Genomic DNA, 15,812 nt, shown 5'->3' with positions numbered 1-15,812 from the left:
CTAAAATGAGAGAATATTATGGACACTTTGCTTTTTGCGAGCCTGATGGGGTTGTATTACTGGTTCGCCCGTTTACGCCTGGGCTACACCTTCTCAGCGATGCTTCTCCAGCCGGTGGTGGTGGCAGTATTTGTCGGTCTGCTGCTCGGCAATATGCAGACCGCGATGATCATCGGCGCCGGTATGCAGCTGGTTTATCTCGGGGTCACCTCCACACCTGGCGGTAACGTGCCTTCCGACCCGGCGCTGGCGGCCTGTATCTCCATTCCAATTGCCGTTCAGGCGGGCATGGAGCCCAACATGGCGATTGCGCTGGCTATTCCTTTTGGCGTGATTGGCGTGTTCCTCGACCAGCTACGCCGCACGCTGAACGCCGCCTGGGTACATATGGCGGACAAGCATGCCGAAACCGCCAACATGGCGGGGATCATGCGCTGCGCCTTTATCTACCCGGCGCTGCTGGGGCTGGTACTGCGTTTCCCGGTGGTATTCGCCGCCAACTATTACGGCCAGAGCGTGGTCGAGAAATTCCTCAAACTGATGCCACAGTGGCTCACCCACTCGTTTGAAATTATGGGCGGGATCCTGCCAGCGCTGGGCTTCGCGATCACCATCATGGTTATCGGCAAACGCAGCCTGCTGCCGTGGTTTATCGGCGGATTCTTCGCGGTGCTCTACCTCAAAGTAGACATCATGGCGATGGCGATTTTCGGCACCTGCGTGGCCTTCCTGATTAAAGGCCTGGCGAAAAATGAAGGAGCAGCATGATGAGCAGCGACGTAATGCAGCATGAACTTGTTGAGCGTGCGCGCGAAAGCCACGCGCTGACGAAAGCGGACATCACCAAAGCCTGGTTTATTTACTGGCTGGGGGCGGAAGTGTCCAACTCCTATGAACGTTTGCAGAGCCTGATTTTCTGTGCCTCGATGACGCCGATTATCAAGAAACTCTATCCGCAAAAAGAGGAACAGGTTGAAGCCCTCAAGCGCCACCTGAACTTCTTCAACTCGGAACAGACCTTCGGGGCGGTGATCCAGGGGATCTCTATCGCCATGGAAGAGCAAAAAACCCGTGGCGAGCCGATCAGCGACGCGTCGATCACCGGGATCAAAACCGGTCTGATGGGACCGCTGGCCGGGATGGGCGACTCGATCGTCTGGGCGGCAGTAATGCCGCTGTTGATCGCCATCTTCATTCCGTTTGCCGCCAGCGGTAGCGCCTTCGGTGGGATTGCACCGCTGATCCTCTACCCGGCGGTGACGCTGGCGATTAGCTACGGATTGATCCACAAAGGCTACACGCTGGGGCGCGATTCCATCGTCGGGCTGCTACAGGGGGGGAGGATAAAAGAGCTTATCTACGGCGCGAACGTGCTCGGCCTCATCATGATGGGCGCGCTGTCGGCAAGCTACGTGAAGATCACCACACCGCTGAAAATCAGCGCCCTGAAAGGGTCGGAAGTGGTGGTTCAGCAGATCCTCGACTCCATCGCCCCCGGTTTGCTGCCGCTGGCGGCGGTGTTTGCCATCTACTTCTATCTGGTGAAAAAAGGGCCGCGTTACACCACGATCCTGCTGTCAATTGTGGCGATCAGCGTCGCCTGCTCGCTGCTGGGAGTGTTGTAAGCCATGAGCCAGAACATCTACCAGCAACTGGGGCTGAAACGGGTGATTAACGCCTGCGGCAAAATGACGATTCTCGGCGTCTCCAGCGTGGCGTCCGGGGTGATGCAGGCCACTGCCGAAGCCGCGGGCGCGTTCGTGGAGATCGACAAACTGGTGGATTGTGCGGGAGAGCGAGTCTCCCGCCACACCGGCGCAGAAGACAGCTACATCACCTCCTGCGCCTCTGCCGGGATCGCAATTGCTGTCGCTGCTGCCATTACTCAGGGTGAACCGGATCGCGTGGCGCAAATGCCGGACAGCAGCGGTCTGGCGAACGAAATCCTGATGCTGCGGGGCCATGTCGTGGATTACGGCGCACCGATCACCAGCGCCATTCGCCTCGGCGGCGGGCGCGTGGTGGAAGTGGGCGCCAGTAATCTTGCTGCCCGCTGGCAACTGGAACGCGCTGTCAGCGAACGCACCGCGGCGCTGCTGTTTGTGAAATCACACCACTGCGTACAGAAAGGGATGCTGACTATTGATGATTTCGTGCAGGTGGCGCGTGCGCATAATCTGCCGCTGATCGTCGATGCCGCCGCCGAAGAAGATTTACGCCACTGGGTCGCCAGCGGTGCCGACATGGTGATTTACAGCGGAGCAAAAGCGTTTAACGCGCCGACCTCCGGGTTTATCACCGGCAAACAACGCTGGATCGACGCCTGCAAAGCGCAGCATCACGGTATTGCCCGCGCCATGAAAATCGGCAAGGAAAATATGGTCGGGCTGCTGTTCGCCCTCGACCGTTATCACCTGACGCCGCAAGGCCCCACCGAAGCACAACTGCGCCCCGTCGCGGAGGCGATTTCCGCTCTGCGCGGCATGCAGGCAGACATCGAACAGGACGAAGCCGGACGTGCGATCTGGCGTGTTCGTATCCGTATCTCGCAAAGCGAACTCGGACTGGATGCCCGCGCGGTCGAAGCACAGTTGCGGGAAGGCGAGATTGCGATTTATACCCGCCGTTACTTCCTGCACGAAGGGGTTTTCAGTATCGACCCACGTACGCTCGCGCCCGGTGAGATGGACATTATTGTCGCGCGGCTGAAGGAGATTGCTCAACATGCAACACATTAATTTTTATCGTCAGCGTGTGGCGATAAATGTGCTGGCAAAGGATATCGCCAATGCCCGGGAAATCTATGACGCCGCTGAAGGTCATGCGGTGATCGGCGTCCTTTCGGCGCAGTTTGCCACGCCTGAGGACGGTATTCACGACGTACAACGCTGGATGGATGCCATCCCGTCTATTTCTGTCGGCCTGGGGGCGGGTGATCCGGCGCAGTTTTATAAAGCGGCGATGATTGCCGCCCGCGTCCATCCGGCGCACGTTAACCAGACCTTTACTGGTTGCGGGTTCGCCGCGGGCGCGCTGGCGGCCACTGGCGGCATCACCACGCGGATCAACGCGCTGGTAAGCCCGACCGGCGTGCCTGGCGAAGTGATTGTTTCCACCGGCGTTAGCAGCAGCCAGGGGAGCCCGGCGCGCGTCTCCTGTGATGCCGCCGTGCGCATGATGGTGGATATGGGCGCTCATGCGGCGAAATTTTTCCCGATGGGGGGCGAAAAATCGTTACCGGAACTGAAAGCGCTGACGGAAGCGGCGGTGAACAATGGCATGACGCTGATCGAGCCGACAGGCGGCATCGACCTTGATAATTTTGGCATTATTCTGCAAACCTGTCTTGAGACGGGGATCGCGCAGGCGATGCCGCATGTTTACAGCTCCATCATTGATCCGGACACCGGCAATACACGCCCGGAAGATGTGGCGAAGTTGCTGAGCATCATCAAATCACTGGTCTAGCCCGTTTCTCAGGCAGCCCGCAGGGCTGCTTTTTCTATCATAATGAGTTTACGAATGCTCAATATGATATTCACCGCACTGCTGTTTTCCGCCTTCTCCCCCTCTTTTGGCGGACATTTTTTAAGCGCATCACAAATTAACGTCTCATCCACGCGTTCTCACGTTTCTGGCGTACTTCTTGCCTCTTTCCCGGATGCTTAAAAGATCACAAGGGGAATATTATGGATGAGCGGGAAGCTACCGCCACCGGCGAGTCGTGTCTGCGTGTGGATGCCATCGCCAAAGTGACCGGACGCGCACGTTATACGGATGATTACGTTATGGCAGGGATGTGTTACGCAAAGTATGTGCGCAGCCCCATCGCCCATGGCTACGCCAGCCAGATAGACAGTACCGAAGCCCGCGCCCTGCCCGGCGTGCTGGCGGTGTTCACCTGGGAAGATGTACCTGAGCTACCTTTCCCGACGGCAGGCCACGCCTGGACATTAGATCCTGAGAAACGGGATATCGCCGATCGCTACCTTCTGACCCGTCACGTCCGCCATCACGGCGATGCTGTCGCCATTGTGGTGGCCCGCGACGAACTGACCGCCGAGCGCGCCGCACATAAGGTGAAAGTGGAGTGGGAAGCATTGCCGGTGATCACCACGCCGGAAGCGGCGATGGCCGAGGGGGCGGTGGCTATCCACGAGGGCGGCAACGTACTGAAATCGAGTGAGATCAGCGCCGGTGATCCACAAAGCATGATTGCCGCCGCGAAATACCAGTTTCAGAACCATTTCCAGACACCCGTCGTGCAACACTGCCATATGGAAGGCGTCACCAGCTTCGCGTGGATGGAAGAAGATCAACGCATCACCATCGTCTCCAGTACACAAATCCCGCATCTTGTGCGCCGCATTGTCGCCCAGGCGCTGGGCATGTCGTGGTCGGCGATCCGCGTCATCAAACCCTATGTCGGCGGCGGTTTCGGTAACAAACAGGACGTGCTGGAAGAGCCAATGGCGGCGTTCCTGACCTCCCGACTCGGCGGTATTCCAGTCAAAGTGTCGCTCAGCCGGGAAGAGTGCTTCATGGCGACCCGTACCCGTCACGCGTTTACCATTGATGCGCAACTGGGTATTGAGCGCGATGGCACGCTGAAAGGCTACTGCATGGACGTGCTCTCCAACACTGGCGCCTATGCCTCGCACGGCCACTCCATCGCTGCGGCGGGCGGCAATAAAATCAGCTATCTCTACCCGCGCAGCGCCTTTGGTTATCGCGCCACGACCTGCTACACGAACCTGCCCACCGCCGGAGCGATGCGTGGCTACGGCGCGCCGCAGCTTATCTTCGCGCTGGAATCACTGCTCGATGATGCCGCCACCGCGCTGAAACTCGATCCGCTTGATATTCGTCTGCGCAATGCCGCCCAGGAAGGCGATATTAACCCCGTCAATAAGAAAACCATCTACAGCGCCGGGCTGCCGGAATGCCTGCGCAAAGGTCGCGAGTTGTTTGAGTGGGATAAACGACGCGCTGAGTGTGCTGCGCAGCATGGCAATCTGCGGCGCGGCGTGGGCGTCGCCTGTTTTAGTTATGGCTCCAACACCTGGCCGGTGGGCGTGGAAATTGCCGGTGCGAGGGTGCTGTTGAATCAGGACGGGTTTATTCACGTACAGAGCGGCGCGACGGAAATCGGCCAGGGCGCCGATACCGTCTTCAGCCAGATGGTGGCGGAAACCATTGGCGTGCCAGTGAACCAGGTGCGTGTCATTTCCGTGCAGGATACCGACGTGACGCCGTTTGACCCGGGCGCGTTTGGCTCCCGCCAGAGCTATGTCGCCGCCCCGGCGCTGCGCGAGGCCGCGCGCCAGTTGCGGGAAAAAATCATTCTTCATGCCGCGGAAATGCTACATCAGTCGGCGCTAAACCTGACGCTGCGCCACGGCATGATTGCAATGACCGAACGTCCGGAGATGCCGCTGATTTCCGTCGCCGAGGTGGCGATGGACGCGTTCTATCACCCGGAACGTGGCGCGCAGCTCACGGCGGAAGCATCCGTTAAAACAATCACTAATCCGCCAGCCTTCGGCTGCACGTTTGTCGATCTCATGGTGGACGTGGCGCTGTGCAAAATCACCATCAACCGGATTCTTAACGTCCATGATTCGGGGCGCATTCTCAATCCGTTGCTGGCGGAAGGTCAGGTGCATGGCGGCATGGGCATGGGAATTGGCTGGTCGGTGTTTGAAGAGATGATCATCGATGAAACCAGTGGACTGGTACGCAACCCAAATCTGCTGGATTACAAAATGCCCACCATGATGGATCTGCCGACGCTGGAAAGCGCGTTTGTCGACAGTTGCGAACCACAGTCCGCTTACGGGCATAAATCACTGGGCGAGCCGCCGCTGATTTCCGTTGCCGCCGCCATTCGTAATGCGGTGCTGATGGCGACGGGTGTCGGGATCAACACCCTGCCACTCACGCCGAAACGCCTGTTTACTGAGTTTCGTCAGGCCGGATTGATTGAAGGATAATCGCTATGTTTGATATTGAAACGTACCACCGCGCCGCGAACCTGCAGGATGCCGTTACCCTTACCGCCGCCCATCCGGAAGCCCGGCTCATCGCAGGCGGCACCGATGTGCTTATTCAGCTTCACCATCTCAACGACAAATACCGCCACGTGGTCGACATTCACGGGCTGGATGACCTGCGCGGTATTACCTGCAATGAGCACGGCGATATCCGCATTGGCGCCGGCACAACCTTTACCGAGCTGATTGAAAGCCCGCTGATCCAACAGCACCTGCCGGCGCTGGCAGCCGCTGCCGCGTCGATTGCCGGGCCACAAATCCGTAATGTCGCGACCTACGGCGGCAATATCTGTAATGGCGCCACCAGTGCGGATTCCGCCACGCCATCGCTTATCTACAACGCTTCGCTGGAGATTATCTCAACCCAGGGTACGCGTTTTACCCCGGTGCGTGGCTTCCACACCGGCCCGGGCAAAGTGGCATTATCGCCAGGCGAGATTGCCGTCGCTTTTCATTTTCCAGCGCAACCCACGACGGGCATCGGCAGCGCTCATTTTAAATACGCGATGCGCGATGCGATGGACATCGCCACAATTGGCTGCGCGGCCTGGTGCCACATTGCTGACGGCATTTTCCACGAGTTGCGGCTGGCCTTTGGCGTTGCCGCGCCGACACCGATCCGCTGCGAACAGGCTGAACTCGCCGCGCACAATGCCCCCGTTAATGGGCAAACGCTGAGCGCAGTCTGCGAAGCACTGCTGCAGGATGTCTCTCCACGATCCTCCTGGCGTGCAGCGAAAGATTTCCGTTTACACCTGATCAAAACCATGGCGCAGCGCGTGATAAGCGACGCAGTGGCGCACGCGGGGGGCGTATTATGAATCATACAACATGGGTGACTGTGGAATGTGCCATCAACGGTTCGCCATATCAATTCACGCTGTCTCCGGCGACGCCACTGTCAGAACTGCTGCGTTCGCATGGGCTGCTCAGCGTGAAACAAGGGTGCTGCGTCGGCGAATGTGGCGCCTGTACCGTGCTGGTGGACGGCGTTGCCGTGGACAGCTGCCTCTATCTGGCCGCCTGGATTGACGGTAAGCAAATCCGCACACTGGAGGGGGAAGCCGTGGGCGGGAAATTGTCGCGAGTGCAGGAGGCGTTTACGCAATCTGGCGCGGTACAGTGCGGCTTTTGCACGCCAGGGCTGGTGATGGCGACTACCGCACTGCTGGCTAAACCTCACGTCAAACCTTTCACAGTGCAGGAGATCCGCCGCGGACTGGCGGGAAATCTGTGCCGCTGCACCGGATATCAGATGATAGTTGAGACCGTTCAGGCCTGCGAAGAAGAGCAATAACGAAAACCGGGCAGGTGCAAACCGCACACCTGCCCGATCCTCAGGCGCTCATAAGTTCGTACTTCTTTATTTTGCGATACAGCGTGGCTATGCCGATCCCCAGCTCATCCGCCGCCTGTTTTTTATTACTGTAGCGGGACAACGCCTCGCGGATCATCTGTTTTTCCATCTCTTCCAGTGGTGTCACGCCCTCTTCCTCTTTCGGGTTGTAGAGCACCGTCACGCTTGCCGTTTCCTGCTCGGGCAGCCTGCCACTGTTCACCAGATTTGGTGGCAGGAAGGAGAGATCGATAACCTCGCCGGACGGCACCACGTTCACCAGATACTCAATCAGATTGCTCAGCTCGCGCAGGTTACCCGGCCAGCGATACCGCTTGAGCAGCGCGATCACTTCCGGCGCGATACCGGGGTAAACCAGATCCAGCCGTCGGGTGTGCAGATGGAGGAAATAGTGGATCAGCAGTTCGATATCTTCCTGCCGCTCACGCAGCGGCGGCAGCCGCAAAGGAATGACGTTCAGACGATAGTAGAGATCTTCACGGAATTTACCGTCGGCAATGAATTGCTCAAGATTCTGGTTGGTCGCGGAAATGATACGGATATCCACCGACACCGGGTTACTGGAACCTACTGGCTGGATCTCGCGCGCTTCGATAGCGCGCAATAATTTGGCCTGCAACGTGAGCGGCATATCGCCGATTTCATCGAGAAACAGCGTGCCGTGGTTGGCGGCCTGCACCAGACCGGTTTTACCATTGGCTGAAGCGCCGGTAAACGCGCCTTTCACATAACCAAACAGCTCGCTTTCCAGTAACTGTTCCGGAATGGCGGCGCAATTAATAGCGATAAAGGGTTTTGATTTACGATCGCTCAGCTTGTGAATGGCTCTTGCCACTACCTCTTTCCCCGTTCCGCTTTCCCCGACGATCAGCACACTGGAGGGGCTGGGGGCGATGCGGCTAATCAGGTTTTTCAGGATCCGCATCGGGCGGCATTCGCCGACAAGATGTTCAATTTGCGGTTCGTCCTGGACCGGCGCCAGCGTGGAAGAGGAGTGTGACTGGTGGAATGCCATCAAAAACAGCTGCTGATCCTGAATAGTATGCAACTGACCAATAATCAGCTCGCTATTATCATCGAATGATACGACATGCTGCATATGGCCGCTGGTAAAATTACGCTCAAAAGTCAGCGGGCGAAAATGAACGTTTTTGCCGAGAATATTCGCCTGCGTCACACCAAGCACCTTTAATGCCGCCTGATTGACCATCTTCACCTGATTATCCTGGCCTACCACCAGAACACCCTGATCCATATTTTCAATCATGGTGAGAAATACTTTTCGGATATTATCGTTACCGCTTTGGTCATCCAGAAGTCGCGATACAAATATTGACGAAACATGACGAACATAATCAGAAAACGCATGAAGGTTATCCGCAATACGTTCCTGTTGCTCATGTGTCACGGCGATGAGACTAATCACCCCGACGCAGGTGTTCTGGTAAATCACCGGCGTGCCGAGGAAAGCTTTCTCTTTACAGTTATCTTTGTTGACACACCCTTCGCAAAGCGGATCGAACCGCGAGTGCGTCACAACTTTTTCTTTCTTCGTTTCAAGAACATAACGAAGCAAACGCGAATCCGCATTCAATTTACGCCCGATCGATTTGCCATACGCGCCAGTACCGGCAACGCGGCACAGCGCTTCGTCGACAATCTCGACGTCCAGTTGCAATACACTGGAAAGCATTCGGGCAAAGCGCTGGATAGTGGGTTGGATCTGCATCAGAACTGATAATGTGTTTGAGGGCATCATAGCGTAACCTTTAATATCAATAACTGACTGATATTTATAGAAGTGCGATAATTGTATTTTTATGATTCCATGATACTAACTTAGCGCCGGACAATATTGATAAAGATGCTCCTTCTTTATCATTTGTTGATAAAAATATGGAAGAAACATCACATTTTCATATCAATATGAGAATCTTCCCGCTGTTTTTATCAATTTGGCGGAATTTATAGAGCCAGCCAATTTTATTTCCGTAACTATTCAAAAAACACACTTTCCAGCGAAAAAAGCCAAACGTTTTCGTTCACGAAATATAAAACAGACACCGTTTATTTTGTGACGCACATCTCATAAACACCCTCGCTTGCTCCACGAAAAGCGCGATTTCAGGGAACTGGCACACTTATTGTTAAGCAGTGAATATCGCTGACAGTCACTTCTCTGAACGTCCGTTCGTCGACTGTACAGCCACATTGTCATTACGCCAGTCATTCACTACCAGGACTATACGATGAAAACAGTTAACGAGCTGATTAAGGATATCAACACACGCAACTCCCACCTGCACGAGAAAGACTTTCTCCTGACGTGGGAACAAACCCCGGATGAACTGAAGCAGGTACTGGATGTCGCGGCGGCTTTAAAAACGCTGCGGGCCGAGAACATTGCGACCAAAGTGTTCAACAGTGGCCTGGGCATTTCCGTCTTCCGTGATAACTCCACCCGCACTCGCTTCTCTTACGCCTCGGCACTGAACCTGTTAGGTCTGGCGCAGCAGGATCTTGACGAAGGGAAATCGCAGATCGCCCACGGTGAAACCGTGCGTGAAACCGCCAATATGATCTCCTTCTGCGCCGATGCCATCGGTATCCGCGACGATATGTATCTCGGCGCCGGTAACGCCTACATGCGCGAAGTGGGTGCCGCGCTCGACGATGGCTTCAAGCATGGTGTGCTGCCGCAGCGCCCGGCGCTGATCAACCTGCAATGCGACATTGACCACCCGACGCAGTCAATGGCTGACCTCGCCTGGTTGCGTGAGCATTTCGGCTCACTGGAAAACCTGAAAGGCAAGAAGATCGCCATGACCTGGGCTTACTCCCCAAGCTACGGCAAACCGCTTTCTGTGCCGCAGGGGATCATCGGCCTGATGACGCGCTTCGGCATGGATGTCACGCTGGCGCACCCGGAAGGTTACGACCTGATCCCGGATGTCATTGAAGTGGCCAAAAACAACGCCAAAGCCTCTGGCGGTAGCTTCACCCAGGTCACCAACATGGCCGAGGCCTTCAAAGATGCCGACATCGTCTACCCGAAATCCTGGGCACCTTACAAGGTGATGGAAAAACGCACCGAACTGCTGCGCGCCAGCGATCACGATGGCCTGAAAACGCTGGAAAAAGCCTGCCTGGCGCAGAATGCCAACCACAAAGACTGGCACTGCACTGAAGAGATGATGAAGCTGACCCGCAACGGCAATGCCCTCTACATGCATTGTCTACCTGCGGATATCACCGGCGTCTCCTGTGCCGAAGGGGAAGTGACCGAAGCCGTCTTCGAAAAATACCGCATCGCCACTTACAAAGAGGCGAGCTGGAAGCCGTACATCATCGCCGCCATGATCCTCGCCCGTAAATACGCCCGACCGGGCATGCTGCTGGACCAGTTGCTCAAGGAAGCGCAAGCGCGCCTCAAATAACACGTCAGGCCGGCCTGCGGGTCGGCCTGCAACTCACTGTTATGAAGGATAAGGACAGAATATGTCTGCTTTCTCTCTCAAAATTGATATTGCCGACAATCGCTATTTTAACGGCGAAACGTCACCGCTCTTTTCGCGCAGGCAAGCGCAACAGGCGCGGCATTTCCACCAGAAAATTACCGGCTATCAGCCGACGCCGCTGTATGCGCTGAAAGACTTGTCAGCCTTGCTGGGCATAAAAAATATTCTCGTCAAAGACGAGTCGCAACGCTTTGGTCTCAACGCCTTCAAGATGCTTGGTGGCTCTTACGCGATTGCACGGTTGTTATGTGAAAAATACCAGTTAAACATCAACGATTTTTCCTTCGACACCATCAAAACCACGATCAAAGAAAAGATGACCTTCGCCACCACCACCGACGGTAACCATGGCCGTGGCGTGGCATGGGCGGCCAAACAGCTTGGGCAGAACGCGGTGGTTTACATGCCGAAAGGCTCTGCACAAGAGCGTGTCGACGCAATTCTGAAACTCGGCGCCGAATGCATCGTCACCGACATGAACTACGACGATACCGTGCGATACACCATGAAAGTAGCCCAGGAAAACGGCTGGGAAGTGGTGCAGGACACCGCCTGGGAAGGCTACACCAAAATCCCGACCTGGATTATGCAAGGCTACGCCACCCTCGCTGACGAAGCAGTGGAACAGATGACGTCAATGGGCATCAGCCGCCCAACCCACGTCTTCCTGCAGGCAGGCGTCGGCGCAATGGCAGGCGGCGTACTGGGTTATCTGGTGGATGTCTACGGCGCCAGCAACCTCCATTCCGTCGTCGTGGAACCGGAGCTGGCCGACTGCATCTACCGTTCTGGTGTGAAAGGGCAAATCGTCAATGTTGGCGGTGACATGGCCACCATCATGGCCGGACTGGCCTGTGGCGAACCAAACCCGCTCGGCTGGGAAGTGCTGCGCAATTGCGCGACGCAGTTTATTTCCTGCCAGGACGCCGTGGCGGCGCTCGGCATGCGCGTGCTCGGCAACCCGCTGGGTCATGATCCGCGAGTGATTTCCGGTGAATCCGGTGCTGTTGGCACCGGCATTCTCGCCGCCATTCATTACCACCCGCAACGCGACGCCCTGATGCAAAAACTGGGGCTGGACCGCGACTCCGTGGTGCTGGTGATCAGCACTGAAGGCGATACCGACGCGAAACATTATCGGGAAGTGGTCTGGGAAGGCAAACATCCGGCAACACGTTAATCCCACCATATTGATACATATTCGCCCCGCCAGGCGGGGCAGAAAGGACTGGAGAAATTACCGATGGCTAAGCACATTCCATTCAAACTGATTCTGGAAAAAGCAAATCACTATCAGGAAGACATGACCCGTTTTTTACGCGACATGATCGCCATTCCCAGCGAAAGCTGCGATGAAAAACGCGTGATTCACCGCATCAAAGAAGAGATGGAAAAAGTCGGCTTCGATAAAGTCGTTATCGATCCGATGGGCAACATTTTAGGTTATATCGGCCATGGTCCACGCCTGGTAGCGATGGACGCGCACATCGATACCGTGGGGATCGGCAACATTAAGAACTGGAATTTCGATCCCTACGAAGGGATGGAAACCGACGAGCTGATCGGCGGGCGTGGTGCGTCTGACCAGGAAGGCGGGATGGCGTCGATGGTGTACGCCGGGAAGATCATCAAAGATCTGGGGCTGGAAGACGAATACACCCTGCTGGTGACCGGTACCGTGCAGGAAGAAGACTGCGACGGCCTGTGCTGGCAGTACATTATTGAACAATCCGGCATTCGCCCGGAGTTTGTGGTCAGTACCGAACCGACCGACTGCCAGATCTACCGCGGCCAGCGCGGACGCATGGAGATCCGCATCGACGTGCAGGGCGTCAGTTGCCACGGCTCTGCGCCGGAACGTGGTGATAACGCCATCTTCAAAATGGGCCCGATCCTGGGCGATCTCGAGGAGCTTGCCGGCCGTCTTGGCTATGACGAGTTCCTCGGTAAGGGCACGCTGACTGTCTCTGAAATCTTCTTTACCTCACCAAGCCGCTGCGCCGTTGCCGACAGTTGCGCGGTCTCCATTGACCGTCGTCTGACCTGGGGCGAAACCTGGGAAGGTGCACTGGAAGAGATCCGCGCACTGCCAGCCGTGAAGAAAGCGAATGCCGTGGTATCAATGTACAACTATGACCGTCCGTCCTGGACTGGCCTGGTTTATCCGACTGAGTGCTATTTCCCGACCTGGAAAGTCGAAGAAGATCACTTCACCGTCAGAGCGCTGAGCAACGCCTATGAAGGGCTGTTTGGACAGTCGCCGGTCGTCGATAAGTGGACCTTCTCCACCAATGGCGTCTCCATTATGGGTCGCCACGGTATTCCGGTGATCGGCTTTGGTCCGGGTAAAGAGCCGGAAGCCCATGCGCCGAACGAGAAAACCTGGAAAGCGCATCTTGTGACCTGCGCTGCGATGTACGCCGCCATCCCACTGAGCTGGCTGGCCACTGAGTAATCATCACCTGTAATGCCTCCCGCCACTGTCCTGGCGGGAGGCCGGAGTTTGCAGCTATGCGTGTACTGATTAAAAACGGAACGGTTGTTAACGCTGACGGAAAAGCGAAACAGGATCTGCTCATCGAAAGCGGCATCATCCGCCAGATTGCCGACCACATTTCGCCTGAACTTCCCTGCGAGGTGATCGATGCCGATGGCTGCTATGTGATGCCGGGCGGTGTTGATGTGCATACCCACTTCAATATTGATACCGGCATGGCCCGCAGTTGTGATGATTTTTTTACCGGCACCCGCGCCGCCGCGTGTGGCGGTACAACAACCATCATTGACCACATGGGGTTTGGTCCCGCTGGATGTAGACTACACCACCAACTGGAGGTGTATCACGGTTATGCCGCACACAAAGCGGTGATCGACTACAGCTTCCACGGCGTGATCCAGCATATTAATCACGCCATTCTGGATGAGATCCCAATGATGGTAGACGCCGGGATCAGCAGCTTTAAGCTCTATCTGACCTACCAGTACAAACTGAATGATGACGAGGTACTGCAGGCGCTGCGGCATCTCCACCAGGCGGGGGCACTGACCACTGTTCATCCTGAAAATGACGCAGTAATCCACCGCAAACGCCTCGAATTTCTCGCCGCAGGGAAAACGGCACCGAAATATCACGCACTGAGTCGCCCGGAAGAGTGCGAAGCCGAAGCCATTGCCCGTATGATCAACCTGGCGAAACTGTCCGGCAACGCGCCACTGTATATCGTCCATCTGTCTAACGGGCTGGGGCTGGATTACCTGCGTCTGGCGCAGGCACGCCATCAACCTGTATGGGTGGAAACCTGTCCGCAATATTTGTTGCTGGATGACCGCTGCTACGAGCGCGAAGACGCGCTGAACTATCTCCTCAGTCCGCCGCTGCGCAATGCGCGCAACAACGATGCGCTGTGGTGCGGCATCAGCGATGGCGCGGTCGATGTCGTGGCTACCGATCACTGCACGTTCTCGCATGCGCAGCGCCAGCAACTATCTGGCGGTGATTTCAGCCGTTGTCCGAACGGTTTACCTGGCGTGGAAAACCGCCTGCTGTTGCTGTTCTCACACGGCGTGATGAGCGGCCGTATTTCGCCCGAACGTTTCGTGGCGCTGACCAGCGCCACACCCGCGAAGCTGTTTGGCTTGTGGCCGCAAAAAGGGCTGCTCGCGCCAGGTGCCGATGGCGACATTGTGATTATCGATCCGCGCCAGCGCACCACCATTCGCCACGCCGAACTGCATGACAACGCGGACTACTCCCCCTGGGAAGGTTTTGCATGCCAGGGAGCCATCCGGCAGACGCTCTCTCACGGCAGAGTCATTTACAACGATGGCGTCTTTTCCGGCGTCGCCGGACAGGGCCGCTTCCTGCGCCGTAAACCGTTTAGCGCACCAACATCACCCGTGGACGGGAGCGTTTCCCCGCTGGGTCAATAACCATAAAGAGAGGAATGGATGAGTAAGAAAATTGTTCTCGCCCTGGGCGGGAATGCCTTAGGTGACGATCTTGCCGGGCAGATGAAAGCGGTCAAACTCACCGCACAAGCGATTGTGGATCTTATCGCTCAGGGACATCAGGTTGTTGTCACGCACGGTAACGGTCCGCAGGTCGGGATGATCAATCTGGCGTTTGAAGCGGCAGCGAAAACCGAAGCGCACACCCCGATGCTGCCGATGTCGGTCTGCGTAGCGCTGAGTCAGGGCTACATTGGTTATGATCTGCAAAACGCGCTGCGTGAAGAGCTGCTGTCCCGTGGGATGAACGTCCCGGTGGCGACGCTTATCACGCAGGTGGAAGTCGACGCCAACGATCCGGCATTCCAGAACCCGACGAAGCCGATTGGCTCCTTCTTCAGCAAAGACGATGCAGAACAGTTGAGCCGTCAGGGCTACACCATGAAAGAGGATGCGGGTCGTGGATATCGTCGCGTTGTAGCCTCGCCAAAACCCGTCGATATCATTGAAAAAGAATCTGTTAAAGCGATGATGGCCGCCGGTCAGGTGGTAATCACTGTAGGTGGCGGCGGTATTCCGGTTATCCGTGAAGGAAACCATCTGCGCGGTGCCAGCGCGGTAATTGATAAAGACTGGGCCAGCGCAACACTGGCAGCGATGATTGATGCCGACATGCTGATCATCCTCACTGCTGTGGAAAAAGTGGCGATCAACTTCGGCAAGCCGAACGAGCAATGGCTTGACCGGCTGTCGCTCAGCGATGCCGAACGCTTTATCGCTGAAGGGCATTTCGCGAAAGGATCGATGCTGCCGAAAGTGGAAGCCGCTGCATCGTTTGCCCGTTCCCGCCCGGGCCGCGAGGCGCTCATTACTGTGCTCAGTAAAGCGAAAGAAGGGATTGAAGGTAAGACCGGTACGGTCATCAGCCAGTAAGAA

Annotated in this window: 14 protein-coding genes; 12 read left to right on the top strand and 2 right to left on the bottom strand. The window is 56.4% G+C overall.

The window, feature by feature from the left end:
• Positions 1-18 precede the first annotated feature (18 nt).
• From GTGU_RS22010 to dagF, 4 genes are read left to right on the top strand one after another with little or no spacing between them, the layout of a single operon-like run.
• Positions 19-768 carry a PTS mannose/fructose/sorbose/N-acetylgalactosamine transporter subunit IIC gene (locus GTGU_RS22010; RefSeq protein WP_038162668.1) on the top strand — a complete coding sequence of 250 codons (750 nt, stop codon included), beginning with the start codon at positions 19-21 and terminating at the stop codon, positions 766-768.
• Positions 765-1,625, top strand: a complete 861-nt coding sequence (locus GTGU_RS22005) for a PTS system mannose/fructose/sorbose family transporter subunit IID (protein WP_161804017.1) — start codon at positions 765-767, stop codon at positions 1,623-1,625. Before GTGU_RS22010 ends, GTGU_RS22005 begins: the two co-directional genes overlap by 4 nt.
• Before the next feature lie 3 nt (positions 1,626-1,628).
• Positions 1,629-2,738, top strand: coding sequence for a D-glucosaminate-6-phosphate ammonia lyase (dgaE, locus tag GTGU_RS22000; RefSeq protein ID WP_038162664.1), 1,110 nt, complete (start codon positions 1,629-1,631; stop codon positions 2,736-2,738).
• The gene (gene dagF / locus GTGU_RS21995) at positions 2,725-3,468 is read left to right on the top strand and encodes a 2-dehydro-3-deoxy-phosphogluconate aldolase (protein WP_038162663.1); all 744 of its coding nucleotides are present in this window, start codon (positions 2,725-2,727) and stop codon (positions 3,466-3,468) included. The genes dgaE and dagF overlap by 14 nt, the downstream gene beginning before the upstream one ends.
• 8 nt (positions 3,469-3,476) lie before the next feature.
• Here the strand turns inward: dagF and GTGU_RS25905 are convergent, their stop codons facing one another.
• Positions 3,477-3,620, bottom strand: a complete 144-nt coding sequence (locus GTGU_RS25905; protein WP_156964231.1) for a hypothetical protein — start codon at positions 3,618-3,620, stop codon at positions 3,477-3,479.
• 69 nt (positions 3,621-3,689) lie between these two features.
• On the opposite strand from GTGU_RS25905, the gene xdhA reads away from it, so the two are divergent.
• The 3 genes from xdhA to xdhC are packed head-to-tail and all read left to right on the top strand — an operon-like array spanning position 3,690 to position 7,350.
• The gene (gene xdhA / locus GTGU_RS21990) at positions 3,690-5,993 is read left to right on the top strand and encodes a xanthine dehydrogenase molybdenum-binding subunit XdhA (RefSeq protein ID WP_038162661.1); all 2,304 of its coding nucleotides are present in this window, start codon (positions 3,690-3,692) and stop codon (positions 5,991-5,993) included.
• Between the two features lie 5 nt (positions 5,994-5,998).
• Entirely contained in the window at positions 5,999-6,874 is an 876-nt protein-coding gene (gene xdhB / locus GTGU_RS21985; RefSeq protein ID WP_038162659.1) for a xanthine dehydrogenase FAD-binding subunit XdhB, read from the top strand.
• Entirely contained in the window at positions 6,871-7,350 is a 480-nt protein-coding gene (gene xdhC, locus GTGU_RS21980) for a xanthine dehydrogenase iron sulfur-binding subunit XdhC (RefSeq protein WP_038162657.1), read from the top strand. The genes xdhB and xdhC overlap by 4 nt, the downstream gene beginning before the upstream one ends.
• 40 nt (positions 7,351-7,390) lie before the next feature.
• On the opposite strand, the gene GTGU_RS21975 is transcribed toward xdhC, so the two are convergent.
• Positions 7,391-9,169 (bottom strand): sigma-54 interaction domain-containing protein, encoded by a 1,779-nt coding sequence (locus tag GTGU_RS21975; RefSeq protein WP_038162655.1) that lies wholly within the window; start codon positions 9,167-9,169, stop codon positions 7,391-7,393.
• A 490-nt stretch (positions 9,170-9,659) separates the two neighbouring features.
• Between GTGU_RS21975 and ygeW the strand changes: the two genes are divergently transcribed.
• The 5 genes from ygeW (at position 9,660) to arcC (ending at position 15,809) form a co-directional block, all read left to right on the top strand.
• The gene (ygeW, locus tag GTGU_RS21970) at positions 9,660-10,847 is read left to right on the top strand and encodes a knotted carbamoyltransferase YgeW (protein ID WP_038162651.1); all 1,188 of its coding nucleotides are present in this window, start codon (positions 9,660-9,662) and stop codon (positions 10,845-10,847) included.
• 61 nt (positions 10,848-10,908) lie between these two features.
• Positions 10,909-12,108 carry a diaminopropionate ammonia-lyase gene (gene dpaL / locus GTGU_RS21965; protein ID WP_038162649.1) on the top strand — a complete coding sequence of 400 codons (1,200 nt, stop codon included), beginning with the start codon at positions 10,909-10,911 and terminating at the stop codon, positions 12,106-12,108.
• 63 nt (positions 12,109-12,171) lie between these two features.
• Positions 12,172-13,383, top strand: a complete 1,212-nt coding sequence (locus GTGU_RS21960) for a YgeY family selenium metabolism-linked hydrolase (protein WP_038162646.1) — start codon at positions 12,172-12,174, stop codon at positions 13,381-13,383.
• A 56-nt stretch (positions 13,384-13,439) separates the two neighbouring features.
• On the top strand, positions 13,440-14,858 hold the full coding sequence (gene hydA, locus GTGU_RS21955) for a dihydropyrimidinase (protein WP_038162644.1): 1,419 nt from the start codon (positions 13,440-13,442) through the stop codon (positions 14,856-14,858).
• 18 nt (positions 14,859-14,876) lie between these two features.
• On the top strand, positions 14,877-15,809 hold the full coding sequence (gene arcC / locus GTGU_RS21950; protein WP_038162641.1) for a carbamate kinase: 933 nt from the start codon (positions 14,877-14,879) through the stop codon (positions 15,807-15,809).
• Positions 15,810-15,812 lie beyond the last annotated feature (3 nt).

Source organism: Trabulsiella guamensis ATCC 49490 (assembly GCF_000734965.1).
GTDB lineage: Bacteria > Pseudomonadota > Gammaproteobacteria > Enterobacterales > Enterobacteriaceae > Trabulsiella > Trabulsiella guamensis.
This window is presented reverse-complemented; position numbering and strand designations above follow the sequence as displayed.

Excerpts from the sequence above, each read along its gene's own strand:
- GTGU_RS22010 (WP_038162668.1), top strand. The coding sequence starts at position 19 with ATGGACACTTTGCTTTTTGCGAGCCTGATGGGGTTGTATTACTGGTTC.
- GTGU_RS22005 (WP_161804017.1), top strand. The coding sequence starts at position 765 with ATGATGAGCAGCGACGTAATGCAGCATGAACTTGTTGAGCGTGCGCGC.
- dgaE (WP_038162664.1), top strand. The coding sequence starts at position 1,629 with ATGAGCCAGAACATCTACCAGCAACTGGGGCTGAAACGGGTGATTAAC.
- dagF (WP_038162663.1), top strand. The coding sequence starts at position 2,725 with ATGCAACACATTAATTTTTATCGTCAGCGTGTGGCGATAAATGTGCTG.
- xdhA (WP_038162661.1), top strand. The coding sequence starts at position 3,690 with ATGGATGAGCGGGAAGCTACCGCCACCGGCGAGTCGTGTCTGCGTGTG.
- xdhB (WP_038162659.1), top strand. The coding sequence starts at position 5,999 with ATGTTTGATATTGAAACGTACCACCGCGCCGCGAACCTGCAGGATGCC.
- xdhC (WP_038162657.1), top strand. The coding sequence starts at position 6,871 with ATGAATCATACAACATGGGTGACTGTGGAATGTGCCATCAACGGTTCG.
- GTGU_RS21975 (WP_038162655.1), bottom strand. The coding sequence starts at position 9,169 with ATGATGCCCTCAAACACATTATCAGTTCTGATGCAGATCCAACCCACT.
- ygeW (WP_038162651.1), top strand. The coding sequence starts at position 9,660 with ATGAAAACAGTTAACGAGCTGATTAAGGATATCAACACACGCAACTCC.
- dpaL (WP_038162649.1), top strand. The coding sequence starts at position 10,909 with ATGTCTGCTTTCTCTCTCAAAATTGATATTGCCGACAATCGCTATTTT.
- GTGU_RS21960 (WP_038162646.1), top strand. The coding sequence starts at position 12,172 with ATGGCTAAGCACATTCCATTCAAACTGATTCTGGAAAAAGCAAATCAC.
- hydA (WP_038162644.1), top strand. The coding sequence starts at position 13,440 with ATGCGTGTACTGATTAAAAACGGAACGGTTGTTAACGCTGACGGAAAA.
- arcC (WP_038162641.1), top strand. The coding sequence starts at position 14,877 with ATGAGTAAGAAAATTGTTCTCGCCCTGGGCGGGAATGCCTTAGGTGAC.